Origin of the sequence: Candidatus Poriferisodalis sp., from assembly GCF_965208925.1 — a bacterium.
Lineage (GTDB): Bacteria > Actinomycetota > Acidimicrobiia > Acidimicrobiales > Poriferisodalaceae > Poriferisodalis.
In genome coordinates, this window is the sequence record NZ_OZ242364.1 from 3,582,700 (window position 1) to 3,603,031 (window position 20,332).

16 protein-coding genes are annotated in these 20,332 nt (G+C 67.1%); 10 read left to right on the forward strand and 6 right to left on the reverse strand.

Annotated elements, in window-relative coordinates; all coding sequences use genetic code 11:
- Positions 1-109 precede the first annotated feature (109 nt).
- From ACOGI5_RS15825 to ACOGI5_RS15835, 3 genes are all read left to right on the forward strand, one after another.
- On the forward strand, positions 110-1,027 hold the full coding sequence (locus ACOGI5_RS15825; RefSeq protein WP_419865364.1) for a LysR family transcriptional regulator: 918 nt from the start codon (positions 110-112) through the stop codon (positions 1,025-1,027).
- Between the two features lie 10 nt (positions 1,028-1,037).
- A complete protein-coding gene (locus ACOGI5_RS15830; RefSeq protein ID WP_419865365.1) occupies positions 1,038-2,375 on the forward strand; it encodes an acyl-CoA carboxylase subunit beta in 1,338 nt (445 codons plus the stop codon).
- 82 nt (positions 2,376-2,457) lie between these two features.
- Positions 2,458-3,729 (forward strand): citrate synthase, encoded by a 1,272-nt coding sequence (locus ACOGI5_RS15835; RefSeq protein ID WP_419865366.1) that lies wholly within the window; start codon positions 2,458-2,460, stop codon positions 3,727-3,729.
- A 48-nt stretch (positions 3,730-3,777) separates the two neighbouring features.
- Here the strand turns inward: ACOGI5_RS15835 and ACOGI5_RS15840 are convergent, their stop codons facing one another.
- Positions 3,778-4,761, reverse strand: a complete 984-nt coding sequence (locus tag ACOGI5_RS15840; RefSeq protein ID WP_419865367.1) for an NAD(P)H-quinone oxidoreductase — start codon at positions 4,759-4,761, stop codon at positions 3,778-3,780.
- A gap of 41 nt (positions 4,762-4,802) precedes the next feature.
- On the opposite strand from ACOGI5_RS15840, the gene ACOGI5_RS15845 reads away from it, so the two are divergent.
- The gene (locus ACOGI5_RS15845) at positions 4,803-5,606 is read left to right on the forward strand and encodes a tyrosine-protein phosphatase (RefSeq protein ID WP_419865368.1); all 804 of its coding nucleotides are present in this window, start codon (positions 4,803-4,805) and stop codon (positions 5,604-5,606) included.
- Positions 5,607-5,652: 46 nt separating this feature from the next.
- Here ACOGI5_RS15845 and ACOGI5_RS15850 read toward each other — a convergent pair whose 3' ends face one another.
- Entirely contained in the window at positions 5,653-9,825 is a 4,173-nt protein-coding gene (locus ACOGI5_RS15850) for an ABC transporter substrate-binding protein (protein WP_419865369.1), read from the reverse strand.
- Positions 9,826-9,967: 142 nt separating this feature from the next.
- On the opposite strand from ACOGI5_RS15850, the gene ACOGI5_RS15855 reads away from it, so the two are divergent.
- The gene (locus ACOGI5_RS15855; RefSeq protein WP_419865370.1) at positions 9,968-11,080 is read left to right on the forward strand and encodes an acyl-CoA dehydrogenase family protein; all 1,113 of its coding nucleotides are present in this window, start codon (positions 9,968-9,970) and stop codon (positions 11,078-11,080) included.
- Between the two features lie 102 nt (positions 11,081-11,182).
- Here the strand turns inward: ACOGI5_RS15855 and ACOGI5_RS15860 are convergent, their stop codons facing one another.
- The gene (locus tag ACOGI5_RS15860; protein WP_419865371.1) at positions 11,183-12,058 is read right to left on the reverse strand and encodes an MBL fold metallo-hydrolase; all 876 of its coding nucleotides are present in this window, start codon (positions 12,056-12,058) and stop codon (positions 11,183-11,185) included.
- A gap of 127 nt (positions 12,059-12,185) precedes the next feature.
- Between ACOGI5_RS15860 and ACOGI5_RS15865 the strand changes: the two genes are divergently transcribed.
- Positions 12,186-12,629 (forward strand): PGPGW domain-containing protein, encoded by a 444-nt coding sequence (locus ACOGI5_RS15865; protein WP_419865372.1) that lies wholly within the window; start codon positions 12,186-12,188, stop codon positions 12,627-12,629.
- 19 nt (positions 12,630-12,648) lie between these two features.
- On the opposite strand, the gene ACOGI5_RS15870 is transcribed toward ACOGI5_RS15865, so the two are convergent.
- Positions 12,649-14,331 (reverse strand): fumarate hydratase, encoded by a 1,683-nt coding sequence (locus tag ACOGI5_RS15870; protein WP_419865373.1) that lies wholly within the window; start codon positions 14,329-14,331, stop codon positions 12,649-12,651.
- 158 nt (positions 14,332-14,489) lie between these two features.
- Here ACOGI5_RS15870 and ACOGI5_RS15875 point away from each other — a divergent pair, with 158 nt between their 5' ends.
- Genes ACOGI5_RS15875 through ACOGI5_RS15885 form a run of 3 tightly spaced genes read left to right on the forward strand, consistent with a single transcriptional unit; the run spans position 14,490 to position 17,482 of the window.
- Positions 14,490-14,879 carry a VOC family protein gene (locus ACOGI5_RS15875; protein ID WP_419865374.1) on the forward strand — a complete coding sequence of 130 codons (390 nt, stop codon included), beginning with the start codon at positions 14,490-14,492 and terminating at the stop codon, positions 14,877-14,879.
- Positions 14,880-14,913: 34 nt separating this feature from the next.
- A complete protein-coding gene (locus ACOGI5_RS15880; protein WP_419865375.1) occupies positions 14,914-16,290 on the forward strand; it encodes a replication-associated recombination protein A in 1,377 nt (458 codons plus the stop codon).
- A gap of 13 nt (positions 16,291-16,303) precedes the next feature.
- Positions 16,304-17,482: a phytanoyl-CoA dioxygenase family protein gene (locus ACOGI5_RS15885; protein WP_419865376.1), complete on the forward strand. Its 1,179-nt coding sequence runs from the start codon at positions 16,304-16,306 to the stop codon at positions 17,480-17,482.
- Here ACOGI5_RS15885 and ACOGI5_RS15890 read toward each other — a convergent pair.
- Positions 17,479-18,525 (reverse strand): ABC transporter ATP-binding protein, encoded by a 1,047-nt coding sequence (locus ACOGI5_RS15890; protein ID WP_419865377.1) that lies wholly within the window; start codon positions 18,523-18,525, stop codon positions 17,479-17,481. The genes ACOGI5_RS15885 and ACOGI5_RS15890 overlap by 4 nt on opposite strands.
- An 84-nt stretch (positions 18,526-18,609) precedes the next feature.
- Between ACOGI5_RS15890 and ACOGI5_RS15895 the strand changes: the two genes are divergently transcribed.
- Complete coding sequence (locus ACOGI5_RS15895) at positions 18,610-19,374, forward strand: SDR family NAD(P)-dependent oxidoreductase (protein WP_419865378.1); 765 nt, start codon at positions 18,610-18,612, stop codon at positions 19,372-19,374.
- On the opposite strand, the gene ACOGI5_RS15900 is transcribed toward ACOGI5_RS15895, so the two are convergent.
- Positions 19,371-20,297: a 50S ribosomal protein L11 methyltransferase gene (locus tag ACOGI5_RS15900; RefSeq protein WP_419865379.1), complete on the reverse strand. Its 927-nt coding sequence runs from the start codon at positions 20,295-20,297 to the stop codon at positions 19,371-19,373. The genes ACOGI5_RS15895 and ACOGI5_RS15900 overlap by 4 nt on opposite strands.
- Between the last annotated feature and the right edge of the window lie 35 nt (positions 20,298-20,332).

The following is a 20,332-nucleotide window of genomic DNA, read 5'->3' on the forward strand; positions in this document are numbered from 1 at the left end:
AACCGCTCAGGAGCAAATTACCCCGGCGCCTGTTATCGGGCCAGCAGTTAGCGCAGATAGTTTCAATCTCTTTTGGAGATGGCCCGCATCCGGGCGCTAGCGTGGCGGCATGGATCTGAAATACCTCGATGCGCTGGCTGCGGTAGCTGCACACGGCCGGTTCTCGGCAGCGGCACGAGCGCTGCACACCGTGCAGTCGAACGTATCCAGCCACGTCGCAAAACTGGAGGACGAGCTGGGTGCTGTGCTCGTGGATCGCGCCGCGGGATCGTTGACCCCCGAGGGCGAGGTCGTGCTCGCTCGCACCAAGCGCATCAACGGCGAGATCGCAGCCATGCGGGCTGATGTGGCGTCGATGACGTCGCATGTCACCGGCGACGTGCATCTGGGCATCATCGGCACTCCCGGACGCTGGCTGCTGCCGCCCTTCCTCGACGAGCTGCGCCGGCACCACCCGGATGTCGATGCCACGGTGGTCGATGCCACGACCTTGGCGCTCACCCGCCTGCTCGAGGGCGGCGAACTCGATCTGGCTGTGGTGAACGCCCCACTCGACCACGAGGAACTGGTGGCTACGCCGCTGTTCGCTGAAGAGTTCGTGGTCATCGCCCCGACCGGGCACGCGCTTGCGGCGCTCGGTGATCGAGAAGTGAGCTTCGCCGAACTCGAGCAGCACGAGCTGCTGCTCGGGCCGCCTGGCTCGGTGATGCGCATGCTCATCGACTCGGCTGCGGCGCGGCGCGGCGTGTCGTTGCGGACGATGGCACAGCTCGACGGCATCCGGCTCACTGCCACCCTGGCATTCCAGGGTTACGGGCCGGCCATCGTGCCCATCACCTCCATACCGGTCTGGACCGACCGGGGCGACTGGAGCGTGCTGACGGTTGCCGATCTGCCGCCTCGACAGGTGGCACTGGCCATCCGTCGCCGCGGGATGCTCTCGGCGCCGGCGGCGGCGGCCCGCGACATGCTTCGCTCGGTGATACGCAGCGTGTCCCGCCGTATCCCCGGTGTCACGGCCACATAACCTCGCGCCAGTGGACCTGCAGCTGCGCGCCGGTGCAAGTGGACATGTCACGGCCGGCATCGCCACGCTCGGCGAGCGGACGGCCATGCTCATCTCCGCCGACAGCCCCCACCGGCGCGGCGCGCTTGCGCCCGCCGACAGCGAGACCATCGTCGCCGGCCTGCAGACGGCGCTCGCCAAGCGCCTGCCGGTGGTGCTCATGCTGTCGTCCAGCGGCGCCGACGCGCACTATGGCGTCGCCGCGCTGCACGGCTGGGGAGAAGCTGCGCGGGTACTCGTGCGGTGCTCGGGAGTGGTCCCGGTCCTGGCCGGCGTGACAGGACAAGCCATCTCGGGCATCGCCCTGCTGATCGGGTTGTCTGATGTCGTCGTGATGTCCGACGACGCGTACGCCTTCGTAAGCGGCCCCGTGCCGGTGCGCGAGATGACCGGTGTGGCCATCGGGCCAGACGAACTTGGCGGCGCCCCGATTCATGCCAGCGCCTCGGGAACTGCGTCTGCGGTGACATCCACCGAGGGTGTGCTCGACATGCTCACCGAGATCCTGAGCTATCTGCCGCCGCACTGCGACGAACTGCCGCCACGCATCGAAACCGACGATCCGCGTGAGCGCCTGACCCCTGCTGCGGGCGAGATGCTGCCGTCGGTGCCGACGGGTGCCTACGACGTGCGCGACATCATCGCGGAGCTTGTCGACGAGGGCTGCCTCACCGAGCTTCGGGCGGGGTGGGCACCGAACCTCGTCACGGGCTTCGCCACGCTGGGCGGCTACTCAGTGGGCGTGCTGGCGAACCAGCCGATGAGCATCGCCGGCACACTCGACATCGCCGCCAGCCAGAAGGGCGCTCGTTTCGTCAATTTCTGCGATGCCTTCGGCCTGCCGCTGGTCACGCTGGTGGACACGCCCGGCTTCTACCCCGGCAAGGATCTCGAATGGCGCGGGATGATCCGCCACGGCGCCCAGCTGGCCTTTGCCTATGCCCGCGCCACGGTGCCGCGGGTGGCCGTGGTGCTGCGCAAGTCCTATGGCGGCGCCTACATCGTCATGGACTCCAAGACGATGGGCAACGACGTGTACCTGGCGTGGCCCAGCGCCGAACTGGCGGTGATGGGTGCATCCCAGGCGGCCCAGATCCTGCGCCGCGGCGCCGATGAGGACGAGATCGCCGATTACGTCACCGACTACGAGGACACGTACCTGAATCCCTACGTCGCCGCCGAACGCGGCTATGTGGACAGTGTGATCGACCCTGCCGACACCAGGCGCAAGCTCATCGACACGCTCGACATGCTCTCGACCAAGCGCGAGCGTTTGCGCCAGCGCCGGCACGACAACACTCCCCTCTGACTGAAACGCCCGCCAATAGCGGGCCCAATTCGCGGCCGAGCGACATATTGGGTACATTCGGCGGCGCGAACAAGGGGGACTGATGGCGCAGGACAGCTTCACGATCACCGACAACCGCACAGGAGAGTCGGTGACCGTTCCCGTGGTCGACGGCACGATCTCCGCGGCCGCACTGCGCGAGCTGGACCGAGGCCTGTGGTTCTACGACCCTGCCTACCTCTCCACAGCCAACTGCGATTCAAAGATCACCGAGATCGACGGCGACGAGGGGATCCTGCGCTACCGCGGTTACCCCATCGAACAACTCGCCGAGCAGTCCAGCTTCCTCGAGGTCGCCTACCTGCTCATCCATGGTGAGCTGCCCACCGAGGCCGAGGCGGCCGAGTGGATCCACCACATCACGTTCCACACCTACGTGCACGAGGACATCACGCGCTTCATCAAGGGCTTCCGCTACGACGCCCACCCGATGGGCACGCTGGTCTCCACCATCGCCGCGCTGTCCACCTTCTACCCCGAAGCCAAGGACATCGACGATCCCTACACGCGGCTGGTCCAGATCATCCGGCTGATGGCCAAGATGCCCACGATGGCGGCGTTCACCTACCGCAATCGGATGGGCCTGCCGTACGAGTACCCGGTCAACCACCTCACCTACACCGGCAATTTCCTGCGGATGATGTGGAACGTGGCCGATCCCGACTACGAGCCCGATCCGACGCTGACACGGGCGCTGGACGTGCTGTTCATCCTGCACGCCGACCACGAGCAGAACTGCTCGACCACCACGATGCGCACGGTCGGGTCCAGCCGGGCCGATCCGTACTCGGCGGTGGCGGCGGCCACCTGCGGGCTGTACGGGCCGCTGCACGGGGGCGCCAACGAGCAGGTCATCCGGATGCTGCACGAGATCGGCAGCTTCGACAATGTGGCTGCGTACGTGGAACGGGCCAAGTCCGGCGATGTGCTGCTGCAGGGCTTCGGGCACCGGGTGTACAAGAACTACGACCCGCGGGCCAAGATCATCAAGGAGACCGCCGATGCGGTGTTCAAGGTGACCGGCCTCAACCCGTTGCTCGACATCGCCATGAAGCTCGAAGAGGTGGCGCTGAGCGACTCCTACTTCAAGGACCGGCGCCTGTACCCCAATGTGGACTTCTACTCAGGCCTGATCTACGAGGCGATGGGCTTCCCGCTCGACATGTTCACCGTGCTGTTCGCCATCGGGCGGACGCCGGGCTGGCTCGCGCACTGGGTGGAGATGCTCGGCGACCCCGAGCAGAAGATCTACCGCCCACGCCAGAAGTACACGGGACCTGACCAGCGCGACTACGTGCCGATCGAGCACCGCTAGCCGCCTCTGCGCCGCCGCATGCATTGAGAGCGGCGCCGGCTCAGGTTGCTAGCTCACGTCCAGCAGGATCTTGCCGACGTTCGCGTTGGTGGCCATGTAGTTGTGCGCCTCGGCGATGTCGTCGAGGGCGAAGCGCGAATCGATGATCGGTCGCAGCGATCCGTCGTCGAAGCGCGGGAGCAGCTCGGCACAGAATCGCTGGTTGGCGTCGATCTTCTGCTCGATGGGCCGTGAACGCAGCACGGTGCCGATGAGCGACGCCCGCTTGGGCAGCAGGGCGCCGAGCGCGAAGGTTGCTTTCGGCTCGCCCATGACGCCGACTTGGATGATGCGTCCCTGGACGCGTACCGAGGCGATGTTGCGGGCGAGGTAGTCGCCGCCGATCACGTCCAGCACCACGTCGACGCCCTGGCGGCCCGTCCATGCCGCGATCTCGTCGGCGAAGTCAGCCTGCGTGTAGTCGATGACGAGGTCGGCGCCGAGATCGGTGCAGGCTGCAACCTTGGATGTCGAGCAGGTGACCGCGATGCGGGCGCCGATGGCATTGGCGATCTGGATGGCGGCGGTGCCGACGCCCGATGCACCGGCGTGCACCAGCGCCGTGCCGCCCGAGGCCAGCCCGCCCTGGGTCACCAGCGCATCGTGGGCAGTCATGAACACCTCCGGGATGGCTGCGGCGTCGCGCAGATCAACGCCTGAGGGGATGCGCTGCAGCATGCGCTCGTGGGTCACGACCTGCTCGGCCTTCGCCCCGCCCGACACGATGCCCATGACCTCGTCGCCCACCGACCAGCCGGTGACACGCTCGCCCAGCGCGGCGATGGTGCCCGCGAACTCGAGTCCCGGGATCTCGAACTCGGGCTTGGGGCCGGGTGCTGGGTACAGGCCCATCCGCTGGAGCAGGTCGGCGCGGTTCATCGCCGAACAGGCCACGTCGACGAGCACTTCATCAGGTCCTGGCACCGGGTCTGGCACGTCCTGCACCCGCAGGACGTCGACGCCGCCGTATTCGGGTATCACCACTGCGCGCATGAGCGGCGACGGTAGTAGGGAAGTGATTACCCTGCGAGCCCGTGCGTCGGGATGCTCGTCAAGATGCGGTAGTCACCTTGGAGGGCGCGAGGAACTGCCGTGACCTCGGCGGCTACCCCGCCGAGCGAGGCCGCCATGTGCGGATGGGAGCGCTGTTCCGTTCCGATCGGCTGAGCACGCTGACCCTCGACGATCTCGAGGAATTGGGCAGCCGGGGCATCCGCACGGTGATCGACTTTCGTGCCGGGCCCGAGATCGAGCGGGATCGCTCCCGCCTGTGGCCCGGCGTGGCCTCGCACATCTCGCTGCCGGTGGGCGACACCGTGGACGGCGATATCAGCATGGTGGAACAGATCTTCGAGGGGCGGCTGCGGTCGGTCAGCGAAGACGACATGGCTGGGCTGTACCTGCAGATGATCAGCACCTACGGCGAGCGGTTCGCTCAGCTCGTGGCCATTGCCGCCGATGTCGATCATCTGCCGATGCTGTTCCACTGCACGGCCGGCAAGGACCGCAGCGGGATCGCGTCGGCGCTCCTGCTGGAAGCACTCGGCGTGGACCGTGAGGCGGTGCTGGACGACTACTGCTTGTCGAACGAGCTGCGTTCGCACCAGCGCATCGCCGAGCTGACGCCGGAATTCGCCAAGATCGGCATCGACATCGACGACGTGCGGGCCATCCTCAGCGCGCCGCGCGGGGTGATGGCAACGGTGCTGGCAGAGCTCGATGACCGCTACGGGCGCCAGTCCAACGGCCGCACGGCGACGGGTGCCGAGGGATACCTGCTCGCGCACGGTCTCGACGCTGCGTCCTTGGAGATGCTGCGAGCGAACCTGCTGATCTGAGAGTGCGTGAGACGAGCGTCACCCACGGCGCCGCCCGCAGAGTCGGCTACAGATCAGTGCGGTACAGGTAGCGGATGTCCCAGTAGCCGTACAGCGTCGGCGTGGCGTTGCGGAACACGTTGCGCACGGCGCCCAGTCGCTCGCTGAGCGTGGTGTAGATCAACGGCACGTGGGTCGCGGCGATGGCCTGCGCCTCGCGATAGAGCTGGACTCGCTTGTCGTGATCGAGTTCTTGGCTGGCCTCGATGTAGAGCCGGTCAATCTCGGCTTCCCAGTCGGTCGCAGGTTCGTCCTGGAACGGATGCCACAGATGCAACGACTGGGAGCTGTGCCACAGACCGATGCCGCTGTAGGGATCAGGGCCGCCGGTGAAGCCGATGACCATGGCCTCCCAGTCGTAGGTGGTGGTGAGCTGCGACACCAAGTCTCCGAAGCCGATCACCTCGAAGGTGACGTCGAGACCCGCCGCAGCCATGCCGTCACGGATGATCTCGGTGACTGCCTGGCGCACGGCGTTGCCGTCGTTGGTCACCAGCGTGAACGAGATCGGATTGCCCAGGTCGTCCTCGCGGATGCCGTCGCCGTCGGTGTCGATCCACCCCAGATCGTCAAGGAGATCGTTCGCCCTGTCGATGTCGTACGGGTAGCGACGCACATCGGGGTTGTGGAAGTCGCCGGCGGCCGGGCTCACCGACGACCACTGCGCGTAGCCCCGCCCGTGCTGGACGCCGTCGATCATGGCCGTCTTGTCGAGCGTGTGGGCGACCGCCTGCCGGAAGTTCACATTGCTGAACCAGTGCAGCTTGGTCGAGTCCACGAACGGCTCACCGGCGTCGTTCGAGCCTGGATTCTGGTTGAACGTCAGGAACGTCGTGCCGAAGCCGGGACCCCGGCGGTGCAGGGTGAAGTTCTCGTCTTCCTGCAACGGCTTCAGCAGTGCGTACTCCTCGCCCAGCACACCGTGGAAATCGGCTGTGCCGTCGCGGAACAGCGCCAGTTCAGACGCCAGATCCGGCACCACTATGTGCACCACCTGGTCGAGGTACGGAAGCTGCTGGCCTTTGGCGTCGGTCTGCCAGTAGTGCGGATTGCGCTCGAAGACGATCCGTTCGCCGGGCGTGTACTCGCCGATGGTGAATGGCCCGGTCCCGACGATCTCGGATGGGTCGGTGTCGATGCTCCAGAACTCGGTGAAGGTGCCTGCGGTGATGGGCCCTTCAAAGATGTGCTTGGGGTAGATGGACGTGCCCATCGAACGCAGGAACGGTGCGAACGGCTGGGGCAGCACGAACTCGACGGTGTGATCGTCGAGCGCTGCCACCGTCATCTTCGATGTCTCCCACTCTCCGTCATCGTTGAGATAACGGAACTCGAAGGTGGCACGGCTCGACGCGTTGAAGTCGTCGTTGTAGATGACCCGGTTGAAGGTGAAGTCCACGTCGTGCGCTGTGAAGGGCGTGCCGTCGTGCCACGTCACATCGTCACGCAGGCGGAACACCCAGCGCAGCCCGTCGTCAGACCGTTCCCACGACTCGGCCAGCAGCGGCTCGACCTCATCGTCCAGCCACGACGTCTCGGTGAGGCCCTCGAAGAGGTAGCCCAAGACGTTCGACGAGCCGGCGTCATTGGACAGCGCCAAGTTGAACGTCAGCGGCTCAGAGATCGTGGCCAGCGTGAGCGCGCCGCCGCGGGTGCCGATCTCGTAGGAAAAGGCATCGGCATTGCGACGCAGCTCGTCCACGATCTCGTGCGTCGTCGAGATTGCGTCGGAAAGGCAGAAGGAGAGCCCGACGCTGTCGAGATCGTCGGCCAGGAAGTCGAACTCGCGCCATTCGGCGGGGATGCAGCCGCTCAGCTTGTTGGTGCCGCCGAGCATGATCTGTTCAAGACCCGGGAGAGCCGCGAGACCTGCCGGGATGGGACCGGTGAGCTGGTTGCCTTGGAGCCAGAGCCGCCTGAGGCTGCTGAGCGCGCCGAATTCGGCCGGGATGGCACCGCTGAGCTGATTGCCGTCGAGGTAGAGCCGTCGCAGCTTGGTGAGGTTGCCAACTTCAGCGGGAATCCCACCGGTCAACTCGTTGCCCCGCAGCCACACCTCGGTCAGCTCGACGAGATTGCCGAGCTCTGCTGGGATCTCGCCGCTCAGCTGGTTGTCGTCGAGGTCGAGCCGGGTGAGGTTGACCAGGTTGCCGAGTTCGACCGGGATGGGGCCGGTCAGCTCGTTGTGCCACAGGTTGAGCCGCAACAGCAGGCTGAGATTGCCGAGCTCAGCCGGAATCTCGCCGCTCAGCCGGTTGTATCGCAGGAAGAGGATGCGCAGGTTCGTCAAGTTGCCGAATTCGGCGGGGATGGGACCGTCGAGGTCGTTGAAGCTGAGCGAGATGCGCTGGAGATTGGCCATGCCGCCGAGTTCGGGCGGGATGTGGCCAGTCAGGGCATTCCTGGACAGGTCGAGGTTGATCAGCTGATCCAGGTTCGCCAGTACCGCTGGGATCTCGCCGGACAACTGGTTGTCGTGTACGACGAGTTGCTGGAGCGTCGTCAGCCGAGCCAGGCCTGCCGGCAACGCCCCTGTCAGCGAGTTTCGGCTGAGATCGAGGCTCTCGAGCTGGCTGAGGTTGCCGAGCTGTGAGGGAATGGACCCGCTCAACCGGTTGTTGGCCATGTGCAAGCCGCGCAGCCTCGCGAGGCGGGTGATGGTGACGGGGATCTCGCCGGAGAGGCGGTTGTTGCTCAGGTCGAGCTCGGCGAGCTTGGTGAGATAGACCACTGCCGTCTTCAGCGGGCCGGACAGCTCGTTGTCATTCAGCCGCAGCTCGCGCAGCTCGGTCAGGTTCCACAGCGCATAGGGAATCTGCCCGTAGAGAACGTTGTCGCTGAGGTCGAGGTGCTGCAGCCGCGTGAGAGCACCTAGCGCGCTCGGAATGCGTCCTGACAGCAGGTTGCGGTCGAGACGGAGTTCGACGAGGTGCCCTGCGCCCGCAAGCGTGGCAGGAATGGCACCTGAGAGCTGGTTGTCGCTCAGGTTCAGGAGTTGGAGCTTGCCGAGCTCGCCGAGCTCGCTCGGGATGGCGCCTTCGAGCTGGTTGCGCTCCAACCGGAGTTCTCTGAGACTCGTGAGCTTGCCCACTTCGGAGGGAATCTGACCCGTCAACTGGTTGTCGTTCAACCGCAGGTAGAGCAGTTCGTCCAGATCGCCTAACGCCGGGGGGATCGCGCCAGCGAGTTGATTGTGCCCCAAGCGCAGATGCCTGAGTTCGGCGAGCCGGCCCATGTCGGCGGGAATCTCCCCGGACAGGCGGTTCTTGCTGATGACGAGATACTCGAGTTCGCCGAGATCGCCCAGCGCTGCGGGGAGAGGCCCCGTCATCTGGTTGCCATGCAGATCGAGCGCGATGAGCCGCGACAGCTTGCCCAACTCGGCGGGAATCTCGCCCGACAGCGTGTTGTTGCTCCCGTCGAGCCAGGTCAGGCTGGCAAGGTTGCCGATCTCGACCGGAATCGCGCCTGAGAGGCTGTTGTTGCTGACATCCAGCCACTCCAGGTTGCCGAGCTGGCCGACCTCGGCGGGAATCTCGCCCCAGAACAGGTTGTCGCTGATCACCAGTCGCGAGAGCCGGGACATGTTCCCCAGCTCCGGGGGCAGCGGGCCCGACATGCGATTGCCCCGCATGTCGAGGACGCGCAGATTCTCGAGTTGCCACAGTTCGGCGGGATTCCTGCCCCAGAGGGCATTGTGCTTGACGTCGAGCAGCCACAGGTTGGTGAGCTCGCCGATCTCAGCGGGAATCTGGCGGTAGAGCCGGTTGTTCTGCAGGTCGAGCACCCGAAGATTGATGAGTTCGCCGATGGCCCGAGGAATCTCGCCATGGATGCCGTTGTCACCCAGATCGAGACGCTGCAGGCGAGTGAGCTGCCCGATCGCTTCCGGAAGCTCGCCCGACAGACCATTGGAGGCCAGGTCGAGTCGCACCACCCGCCCCTCGTCGTCGGTGGTGACGCCGTGCCACTGGCCCAGCGGCGCATCGGAACCCCAGAGGTCGCTGCGGCTCCAGCTGTCCCCACCGGTAGCCGCAAACAGCTCCTCGAGCGCTTGGCGGTCCGATGGTTCTTCATCGTGTTCGCTGGCGGCAGCCGGGGCCACCAGCTGCAAGGTGAGTGCGGTGGCAAGCAGCACGGCAAACACTCGGACCGAGATGGCGCGACGGGCTCGGGTCATGTGCACGTCCTTGCGTGGGATTCGTGAGGCGAGGGAACGATCGCGGAGAGTACAGCTCGTCCCCGGCGACTCAGTGGAACCTTGCCGGTCGGCAGACGCGGTCTCATGAATCGTCTGGCTAGTGCGCCGTAGGGTCTCGGCGATGGATTACCGCTGGCCCCAGGAACTGACCGACTTGGCCGACGAAGCAGCCGGGTGGGTGCGCGAGGCCACTGCCGACCTGTTCACGATCGACGACAGCTGGCTGGTGGGCTACTCGGAGGAATTCACGCTGCGTCTGGGAGAGCGCGGCTGGATCGGCATGTGCTGGCCCGTCGAGGCCGGCGGCGACGGGCGGCCCGAGGTCGAGCGGTTCGTGGTCACCGAGCAGCTGCTGCTCGGGGGCGCTCCGATGGCCAGCTCGTTCTTCCCGGATCGCCAGATCGGCCCGGTGCTGCTCACCTACGGCACGCCCGAACAGCAAGCCCGGTTTCTGCCCGAGATGCGTGCGGGCAGGTCCCGCTGGTGCATCGGCATGTCGGAGCCTGACGCGGGCTCGGACGTAGCCGCGATCGGCACGACGGCCGTGCGAGACGGCGACCGCTTCATCGTGAACGGCCAGAAGATCTGGACCAGCGGCGCCGCCACGGCGAACTGGTGCTATCTCATCTGCCGCACCGACCCTGCCGCTCCGCCGCACAAGGGAATGAGCGAGCTGATCGTGTCGATGGACACACCCGGCATCGAGGTGCGGCCGATCCAAGATGCCTCGGGCGACGCCCACTTCAACGAGGTGTACTTCGACGACGTGGAGGTGCCCGTCTCCCATCTGGTGGGCGAGCTCAACAACAGCTTCTCCCAGACGATGCGCCAGCTCGAGCACGAGCGGGGCGGCATCGACCGGCTGGCGTCGAACCAACGGCTCTACCTGGACATGAAGGGCCGGGCCGACACCTCCGACCCGCTCGTCCGGCAGCGGATGGCCCGCATCGAGACCGGCTACCGGATCGGCCGCGACATGGTGCTGCGCAACGTGCTGCGCCAGACGCCGTTCCCGCAGTACTCAGCGGTGACCAAGACGTGGTGCACCGAGTTCGAGCAGGAGGTCGCCCGCTTCGTGGGCGACGTGGCGGGAGCCGAGACCATGCTCGCCAACCGGGTGTCGCGCAACGTGGTGTACTCGCCCGCCTACACGATCATGGGCGGTACCACGCAGATCCTGCGCAACATCATCGGCGAGCGGATCCTGCGGTTGCCCCGCGAGCCTCGCGGCTAGCGGCTGCTGTTTCCCGCTCTTGTTCCCGATTCTCATTGGAAACGGGCTCACGGGCCGCTCGGGCCACGGCTTCGCCTACCGGCTCAGCCTCTGGGCGGCGAATCAGGGGTCGAAGCGCCAGGTGCTCGGCGTCTCGGTCGCGACGATGCGGCCTGCGGTGCGGCCAGCGAAATGGGTGCCGATGATGAGGCGGCCGTCGGCCCATCGGGGGTAGGCCTCAAGGCGGGTCGCGGTGGAGCTGCCGTCGCGGCTGTAGTCGGCGGAGGACGCGAGGTCGGGATGCGCGAACTGGAGAGGGTGGTGGGTCATGTCGCCAGTGATCACGGCCCGCTCGCCCGCCGATTCGATGATCACGCTGACATGGCCGGGCGTGTGCCCAGGAGTCGATTCGAACCAGACCTCCTCATTGATGCGGTGATCGGCAGCCACCAGGTCGCCGAGGCCGGCGTCCATGACCGGCTCCACCGAGTCCTCGAATACGGGGCCATAGTCCTGCGGCTCGGCGCGCCAGTAGTCGAACTCGTTCTTCACGAACAGGTAGCGGGCGTTGCCGAACGTGGGCACCCATTCGCCGTCGACGAGGCGCGTGTTCCAGCCGACGTGATCCACGTGCAGGTGGGTGCAGGCCACGGCGTCGATGGTCTCGGGGGCGAATCCGGCGGCAGTGAGGTCTTCGAGGAAAGGCGTGGACAGCTGCTCGAACGGCGGAGCGCCCGGGCGAGACTTGTCGTTGCCCACGCAGGTATCGACGACGATGCGCATGCCCGCTGACTCGACCACCAGCGAGTGCATGGACAGGCGCATGCGGCCGTCGTCGGTGACGAAATCGGGTCGCAGCCAGTCATAGTCGTCGATGAGATCTTCCGCCCCCGGCAGCAGGACCGCGAAGGGCCAATGCACCTCCAGCTCGGAGATGCGGGTGATGCGGACATCACCCACCGTCCAGGTGATCGGCGCGGACTTCTCGACGGTCGGCATCGTTGGAACTCCTCGTTGCGGGGCGGGAGCGCAGCGCTGATCCCCATCGGTACGACGGGGTGATGTTGCGCAGCACCTGCGACGCGCCACACTATTGCCGCCTTGCCGACCCCTGCCGTGCGGAGCCATGAACGAACCCAACCGACACACGCCTGATCCGAGCGATCCGACCCGCAGCGAGCGGTTCCGCGAAGCTGCCATCGCGGCCGAGCTGGAGACCGGTGAGCGCGAACCGACGCGTCAGAAGGCGTGGCGCAGCTCGATGCTCCGGCTGGTGCGGATGGGCTTCGGATTCAGCGTGGTGGTGCTCGGCATCATCATGATGCCGCTGCCCGGTCCGGGGATGCTGGTTGTCGCCGTGGGCCTGGCGATCCTGGCGAGGGATGCTGCTTGGGCCGATCGCCTATTGCGCAAAGTGCGCGAGCGACTGCCGTCCGACGCCGACGGCAGGCTGCCCCGCTCGACCATCGCAACGATGGTCCTGCTGGCCGCGGCGGGCATCGCCGCCTCCATCTGGTTCACGGTCGGCGACATCAATCCGCTCGACGTGATCCTGTTCTGGCGGAACTGAGGGCAAGGCCCTCAGTTCCTTATGTCGCGAGCGGGGGCGAAGCCCCTTCGCTCGCAGAAATCAGCACGGGGGTCGAAACTTCGCTGAAGAAGTCGTTGCCCTTGTCGTCCACCACGATGAAGGCCGGGAAATCCTCCACCTCGATCTGCCAGACGGCTTCCATGCCCAGCTCGGGATACTCGAGCACTTCGACCTTGCGGATCGAGTCCTTGGCCAGCCGCGCCGCCGGGCCGCCGATGGAGCCCAGGTAGAAGCCGCCGTAGCGAGCGCACGCCTCGATGACCTGGCGAGACCGGTTGCCCTTGGCGAGCATCACGAGGCTGCCCCCGGCGGCCTGGAACTGCTCCACGTAGGAATCCATGCGCCCCGCCGTCGTGGGGCCGAACGAGCCCGAGGCGTAGCCCTCCGGCGTCTTGGCAGGACCGGCGTAATACACGGGCCGCTCGCGCAGGTAGTCGGGCAGCCCCTCGCCGGCGTCGAGGCGTTCCTTGAGCTTGGCGTGGGCGATGTCGCGGGCCACTACCAGCGTGCCGGTGAGCGACAAGCGGGTCTTGACGGGGTGCTGGGTGAGCTGGTTGCGGATGGCGTCCATCGGCTGGTCCACGTCGATGGGCACGACCCCGGTTGACAACTCCTGCTCCTCCGTCTCAGGCAGGAAGCGGGCGGGGTCGGTCTCGAGCTGTTCGAGGAAGATGCCGTCGGCGGTGATGCGCCCGAGTGCCTGGCGGTCGGCCGAGCACGACACGGCGATGCCAACGGGGCAGCTGGCGCCGTGACGGGGCAAGCGCACCACCCGCACGTCGTGGCAGAAGTACTTGCCGCCGAACTGCGCGCCGATGCCGAACTCGCGGGTGAGCTCCAGGATGCGGCCTTCCCATTCGAGGTCACGGAAGCCGTGGCCGGCCTCGTCGCCGGCGGTCGGCAGCGTGTCGAGGTACTTGGCCGACGCGTACTTGGCCACCTTCACGGCGAATTCGGCCGAAGTGCCGCCGATCACCACTGCCAAGTGGTACGGCGGGCAAGCGGAAGTGCCCAGCGTGCGCAGCTTCTCGTCGAGGAACCGGGTGAGGCTGTCGGGGTTCAGCAGTGCCTTGGTCTCCTGGAACAGGAAGCTCTTGTTGGCCGAGCCGCCCCCTTTTGCCATGAAGACCAGCTCGTACTCGTCGCCCGGCGAGGCGTAGATCTCGATCTGGGCGGGCAGGTTGTTGCCGGTGTTGCGCTCGGTGAACATGTCGAGCGGAGCCATCTGCGAGTAGCGCAGGTTCGACGTGAGAAAGGTGTCGGCAACTCCCTGGGAGATGGCTGCGGCGTCCTCGAAGTCGGGCTCGTCTGCGGTGCCGGTGAGCACCCGCTCGCCCTTGTGGCCCCAGATGATCGCCGTGCCGGTGTCCTGGCAGCTCGGCAGCACTCCCCCGGCGGCGATGTTGGCGTTCTTGAGCAGTTCCAAGGCGACGAACCGGTCGTTGGCCGAAGCTTCGGGATCGTCCAGGATTGCAGCGATCGAGGCCAGATGGCCGGTGCGGAACAGGTGCGAGATGTCTCGCATGGCCTCAGCAGTGAGCAACCGCAGCCCCTCGGGCTCGACCTGCAGGAAGCGCCGGCCCGCGGCGGTGACAGTTGAGACATGGTCGGACGTGAGGTGCCGGTAGGTGACGTCTGCGGGACCCGTAGGCAGCAGTTCTACGTGGGCGTACTTGCTCATCGCCGCGACCTGACGTGCCGATTGGTCACATCGGCGGGGCCCGTGGGAAGCAACTCCACGTGGGCGTAGTTGCTCATTGCTTCATGCTACGGAGCTGCGCGAGTAGGTGCGCCCGCTGGCGAGGCGGCAGAACCCTCTGCTCCCGCGAGAATGTGTGGGTGGCTGGCGTCGAGTCAATCAATGCGATCACGTTGCGGACCGCCGACATGGCGGCATCGGTGCGGTTCTACGAGGCGCTGGGATTCCGGCTCACCTACGGCGGGGACGAGGCGCCGTTCAGCACGCTGCGCAGCGGCGAGTGCTTCGTCAACCTCATCGCCGTGGATGATTCTGCCCAGGCCGAGACCGGTTGGGGCCGGGTGATCTTTCATGTCGACGACGTGGATGCGCTGTATCAGCAGGCAATCGACGCGGGCCTGACCCCGCAGGCTGCGCCGCGAGATGCGCCCTGGGGTGAGCGCATGTTCCCGATCTTCGATCCCGCCGGGCACGACCTGAGCTTCGCCAAGCGCATCCGCGCCTACGAGGTGGATCACCCCGAGCTGTGATCCCGCCGACACGACGAGCGCGTACCGTCGGGGCGTGAGCGAGGGGCTGTTCGAAGCTGCGGGTGCTGAGCGCTTGGCCCGCCAGGCCCCGCTGGCAGCGCGGCTGCGGCCCCAGACGCTTGACGAGATCGTCGGCCAGGACCATCTGCTCGCCCCCGGACAGCCGCTGCGGGAGCTGATCGAGGCCGACCGCCTGTCGTCGGTGATCCTGTGGGGGCCGCCCGGCACCGGCAAGACGACCTTGGCTCGGGTGGTCGCCGCATCCACCGCCAAGGAGTTCTGCGAACTGTCGGCGGTGAGCGCCACCGTGAAGGACGTCCGAGAGGTCATCGCGGACGCCCGGCTGCGGCTCGGCGAGCACAGCAGGGGCACGATCCTGTTCCTCGACGAAGTGCACCGCTTCAACAAGGCGCAGCAGGATGCGCTGCTGCCGGCAGTCGAGGACGGCCTGATCGTGCTGATCGGCGCCACCACTGAGAACCCGCATTTCGAGGTGAACCCGCCACTGCTGTCGCGCTCGACGCTGTTCCGCCTGGTGCCGCTCGACGACGGCGCGCTGCGCACGCTCATCGACCGGGCGCTCGACGCCGAGGACGCGTCCGCCGACGGTGATGCCATCGAGCACATTGCTGCCCGCAGCGGCGGCGACGGCCGTCACGCTCTCACCAGCACCGAGGTGGCGGTGGCGCTCGCCGCACGCCGTCAGGAGGTAGAGGCGCTCGAAGCCATCGAGATCAGCGGCGCGGCCCATGCAGCGCTCGACACGGCTGCGGGGAGGACGCACGTCACACTGGTCGACGCCGAGCACGCGGTGGACGCCAAGGCGGTTCGCTACGGCGCCGACGGCCACTACGACACGATCAGCGCGTTCATCAAGTCGCTGCGGGGCTCGGATGCCGACGCCGGCCTGTACTGGCTGGCCCGCATGCTCGACGCCGGCGAGGACCCTCGCTTCATCGCCCGCCGCATGGTGATCCTGGCCTCAGAGGACATCGGCATGGCCGACAGCTCGGCCCTGCTGGTGGCTGAGGCTGCGGCGCGGGCCGTCGAGTATGTGGGACTGCCCGAAGCCGGGCTGAACCTGGCGCATGCGGTGGTGCGGCTGGCCACCGCTCCCAAGTCCAACCGGGTGACCGTGGCGCTTGGCCGGGCCAACGCCGATGCCCGCGCCGCCGGCGCGGGCGAGGTGCCGATCCACCTGCGAGATGCCCACTACCGGGGCGCCGCATCGCTTGGCCACGGCGAGGGCTACCTGTACCCGCATGACGACCCGAGCGGCTGGGTGCCCCAGCAGTACCGGCCCGACGAGGTGGCAGACAACGTCTACTGGGAACCCTCCGAGCACGGCCGTGAGCGCGACTTGCGCCCGGCAGATTCCGAAGTGCAATCCAGCGAACCGGCTGCCGACTGACCACAATGGGGTCATGACCGCGAACGCAGCAACGCTGGGACTCACCGAGGTGCCCATCGTCGAATACGGCGATGTCGAAGACGACATGGTCGCTTACCGCGCAGCCGGCACCGAGCGTGCGATGACGCTCGGCAACCGCGGCCCCATCCGCTTCACGTCCGACGGCAGCCTTCATCCCGACATTGCCGAGGCCTACTCTCGCTGCGGCTTCTACGTCTTCACCGGCGTGCTCAGCGCCGCCGAGCTGGCCGACATCGAGGCCGACGTCATCGGCCTGCTCGACCGCTGCCCCACCGGTCCGGATTCCGACATCGACCGGCATGGCCGACCGGCACTCGACGCCGGCCGCGCGGGCAAGGCCATCTCGTTCGTCCGCCCGCTGTCTGATCCCTATGGCGGCACCGATGTCGCCCACGGACGCCATCCGTTCAAGATGTTCGAGCCCGCAGCCCCCGACGGCGCACCGGAGTGGGTGGTGCAGGTCATCAGCGGCTCGCTGCAGTACTCCGAGGCCTGCCTGCGGGTGTACGCGCACCCTGGCCTGCTGGGTGTCGCCCAAGCGCTGAACGGTGCTGACTTCACGCCGTTCAATGAGGTGGTGTGGATCAAGCACCCAGGCCTCGGCGGCTCGGTGGCCTGGCACCAGGACGGCTGGACGCACTGGGACCATCCCGAGCTTGACGAGGGCACCCACGGCTTCAATTTCATGGCTCAGCTCTATGGCTGCGATGCCACCAACGGTCTGTGGGTGGTGCCCGGTTCGCATCGCATGGGCAAGGTGGACATCAAGGCGATGTGCCAGGCAGCAGGCTCGGACCGGCTGCCCGATGCGGTGCCGCTCATCTGTGGACCCGGTGATGTTGCGATCACCAGCCGCCAGGCCATCCACGGCTCATTCGCGAACACGTCGGAGCGGCCGCGGGTCACCATCAATTTCGGCTTCCACCGTCGCCGCTCGGTGCTGGGCGTGCGCAGCGGCGGCGTCCACAATCCGATCTCGCTGTACGACGAGGCCTACATCGCCGAGCGATCTCGGGTGATCGGCTGGGCAATCGATGCCCGTTCCAAGCGTTTCAGCGATGAGACACCGTTCGTGTACCAGCCCAACACGGGGCGTGAGCACGAGTTCGTCTGGGACGACGCGGCCCGCGAGGCCATCAAGGACTACAACCTCAAAAACCTCGGCATCTAGGAATCGAGCGCGAGTACGGCGCTTGGGCTGATGTGCAGCTTGACGCTGGCGCCCACTGCCGGGCCTTGGGGGATGATGGCGTCCAGGGTGGTGGCGACTCCGCCGATGTCTGCTTCCAGCCGCAACTCGTAACGGTCGCCGCGGAAGCGACGCCGGACCACCGTGGCGGGCAGCTTCGCCGTCTCGTCGCCCGTGACTTCTGTGCCGTCATCGTCAGCAGCTTCCACCTCGATGCGATCGGCCCGCAGGACGAAGCTGTCCGAGCGGCCAGCGGCGCTGGCAAGCGCCGGTGGCACTTCTGAGTCGAACACATTCGTGTGGCCCAAGAATCGGGCCACCTGCGCGGTGCGGGGATCGGTCCACACCTGCTCGGGCGTGCCGATCCGCAGCAGGCGGCCGGACGCCATCACCGCAATTCGATCGGCCAAGGCAAACGCCTCGTGATGGTCGTGGGTGACGTGAACGGCAGTGACGCCGACCTGGTCGAGCACGGGGCGCAGCTCGTTGATGAGCCGCTCCCGCAGCAGCCGGTCCAGCGAGCCGAACGGCTCGTCGAGCAGCAGCACCCGGGGCTCGGGAGCCAGCGCCCGAGCCAGCGAGACCCGTTGCGCCTCGCCGCCCGACAGCGTGGCCACGTCACGGCCCTCGAAGCCCGCCAAGCCCACCAGCTCGAGCACTTCCGCCACTCGCCGACGCCGCTCGGCGAAGGGCACTCTGGCCATGCGCAGCCCGAACGCCACGTTGCCCTCCACGTCGAAGTGGGGAAACAGCACCTCGTCCTGGAACATCAGGCCGATGCCGCGCTGGTCGGGTCGCTGACCGGTCAGGTCACGCCCGTCGAGCTCGATCTGGCCGGCGTCCAGCGGCTGCAGCCCCGAGGCGGCCCGCAGCAGCGTGGTCTTGCCGCAGCCCGACGGCCCGAGCAGCACCACCAGCTCGCCGTCGCCGACGGCGAGATCCACCCCGTCCAGCGCTCTGAAGCCGTCGAAGTCAACGTGAGCACCCGTGATCCGAAGCGTCCCGCCGCCTCGCCCGTCTGCCATGTGCACGACGCTACGCACTCGGTGACGCCTGCCTGAACAGGTTTCTTGACGCAGACTGATGCCTCGCGAAGGGAAGGACTGGGAATGACGTCAAGGCTGAGCGGACGGACGGCGTTGGTGACGGGCGCAAGCCGGGGCATCGGCGAGCATTGCGCCCGGGCATTGGCCCGGGACGGTGCGCGGGTGGCGCTGGCTGCGAGGACCACCGACGATCTGGACCGGATAGCGGCCGAGCTGCCGCATGACCCGGTGGTGATCCAGAGCGATCTCGCCGAAGCCGGAGCAGGCGCTGATCTGGCCGCCGCTGCTGTCGGCGAACTCGGCGGGGTCGACATCTTGGTGGACAACGCAGGCCGAGGTGAGCTGCGCGAACCCGGCGGCGATCAGGCCGTCCTGCAGCTCAACTACCTGGCACCGCTGGAGACCACGCGGGCGCTGGCCCGCCAGATGGGCGAGCGCGGGCACGGCTCGGTGATCCACATGTCGTCGATCGCCGGCTCGGTCGGCGTGAGCGAGCTGCCCACGTACGGAGCGACCAAAGCTGCGCTGGATTCGCTCACCCGCTCGCAGGCTGCCACCTACGGCCGGTTCGGCATCCGGGTCAATGCTGTGGCGCCAGGGCTCATCATCACCGAGATGTGGGCAGCGGGGCGTGAGATCCCCGGCCTCGCCGACGGCCTCGAGCGCCATATCGCTCTGGGCCGGTGGGGAGTGCCAGAAGAGATCGCCGACGTGGTGGCCTTCCTGGCCAGCGACGAAGCCCGCTACGTCACCGGCCAGACCATCACGGTCGACGGCGGCTACCAGGGCGTCACCGCCTGGGCCAACTACCCCGCTTCCAACTCCTAGACACCTCGGATCTCTCCGCTTCGGGTCCTCCGCCCATCGACCGAGACCCAATCGTCGAGCCTGACGGGATCGGTCAGTTCGATGCCATGGGGGCGATAGGCAGCGGCGACGGACGAAGCCTGCCCCGCTGAGATGCCACTGACGGCAAGCCGGCCTCCAGGCGCCACGCGGGCGGCGATGTCACCGGCTAGGGCAATCAGCACGTCGGCGGTGATGTTGGCGACAACCACGTCGAATGTGCCAAGTTCGGCGTGGCCGACTGGGAAGGTGCCGAAGCTGGACACCCTGTCCAAGCCATTGCGGCGAGCATTGGCCTCGGCTGCCGAGATCGCTGCAGGCTCGATATCGATGCCCACCGCCTCGGCAGCTCCCAGCCGAGCCGCTATCAGCGCCAGTACCCCACTGCCGCACCCCACGTCGAGCACTCGCTCGCCACCGGTGATGCGCTCAGCGAGCCACTCGGCGAGGAGCCGGGTGGACGGGTGGGTGCCTGCTCCGAACGCCTCGCCTGGGTCGACCTCGACCACTGCGGGAGCGTCGGCGTCTGCCCAGGGGAAGCAAACGGCCAGCTTCCCGCCGACCGGCACCGCACGGTTGCGGTTCCGCCAGCCCACAGCGTGCGCCTCGTCGGGCGGTCCCAGCACGACGGCGTGACCGCCGGCGCGCAGCTCTGCCACCAGTCTTCGAGCGGAACGGTCGTCAGTCACCCGAATCCGGCTCACCCAGCGGCCCCGCCCCAGCCATTCGTGCGCCACCGCCAACGCCGCTGCCGCCAGCTGCTCCGGCATCAACGGGGTGGGCAGGCCACGATCTGGCAGCCCGCCGCCGTCAGCCGTCCCCAACACGACATCGTCGGCGAGCACGAGGCATGCACCGCCGTAGCGCTCGTCACCCCACAGCGCAACCGGCGGCGGATCGCTCACCCCTGCATTCTCGCCATCAGACCGTCATGACGCCG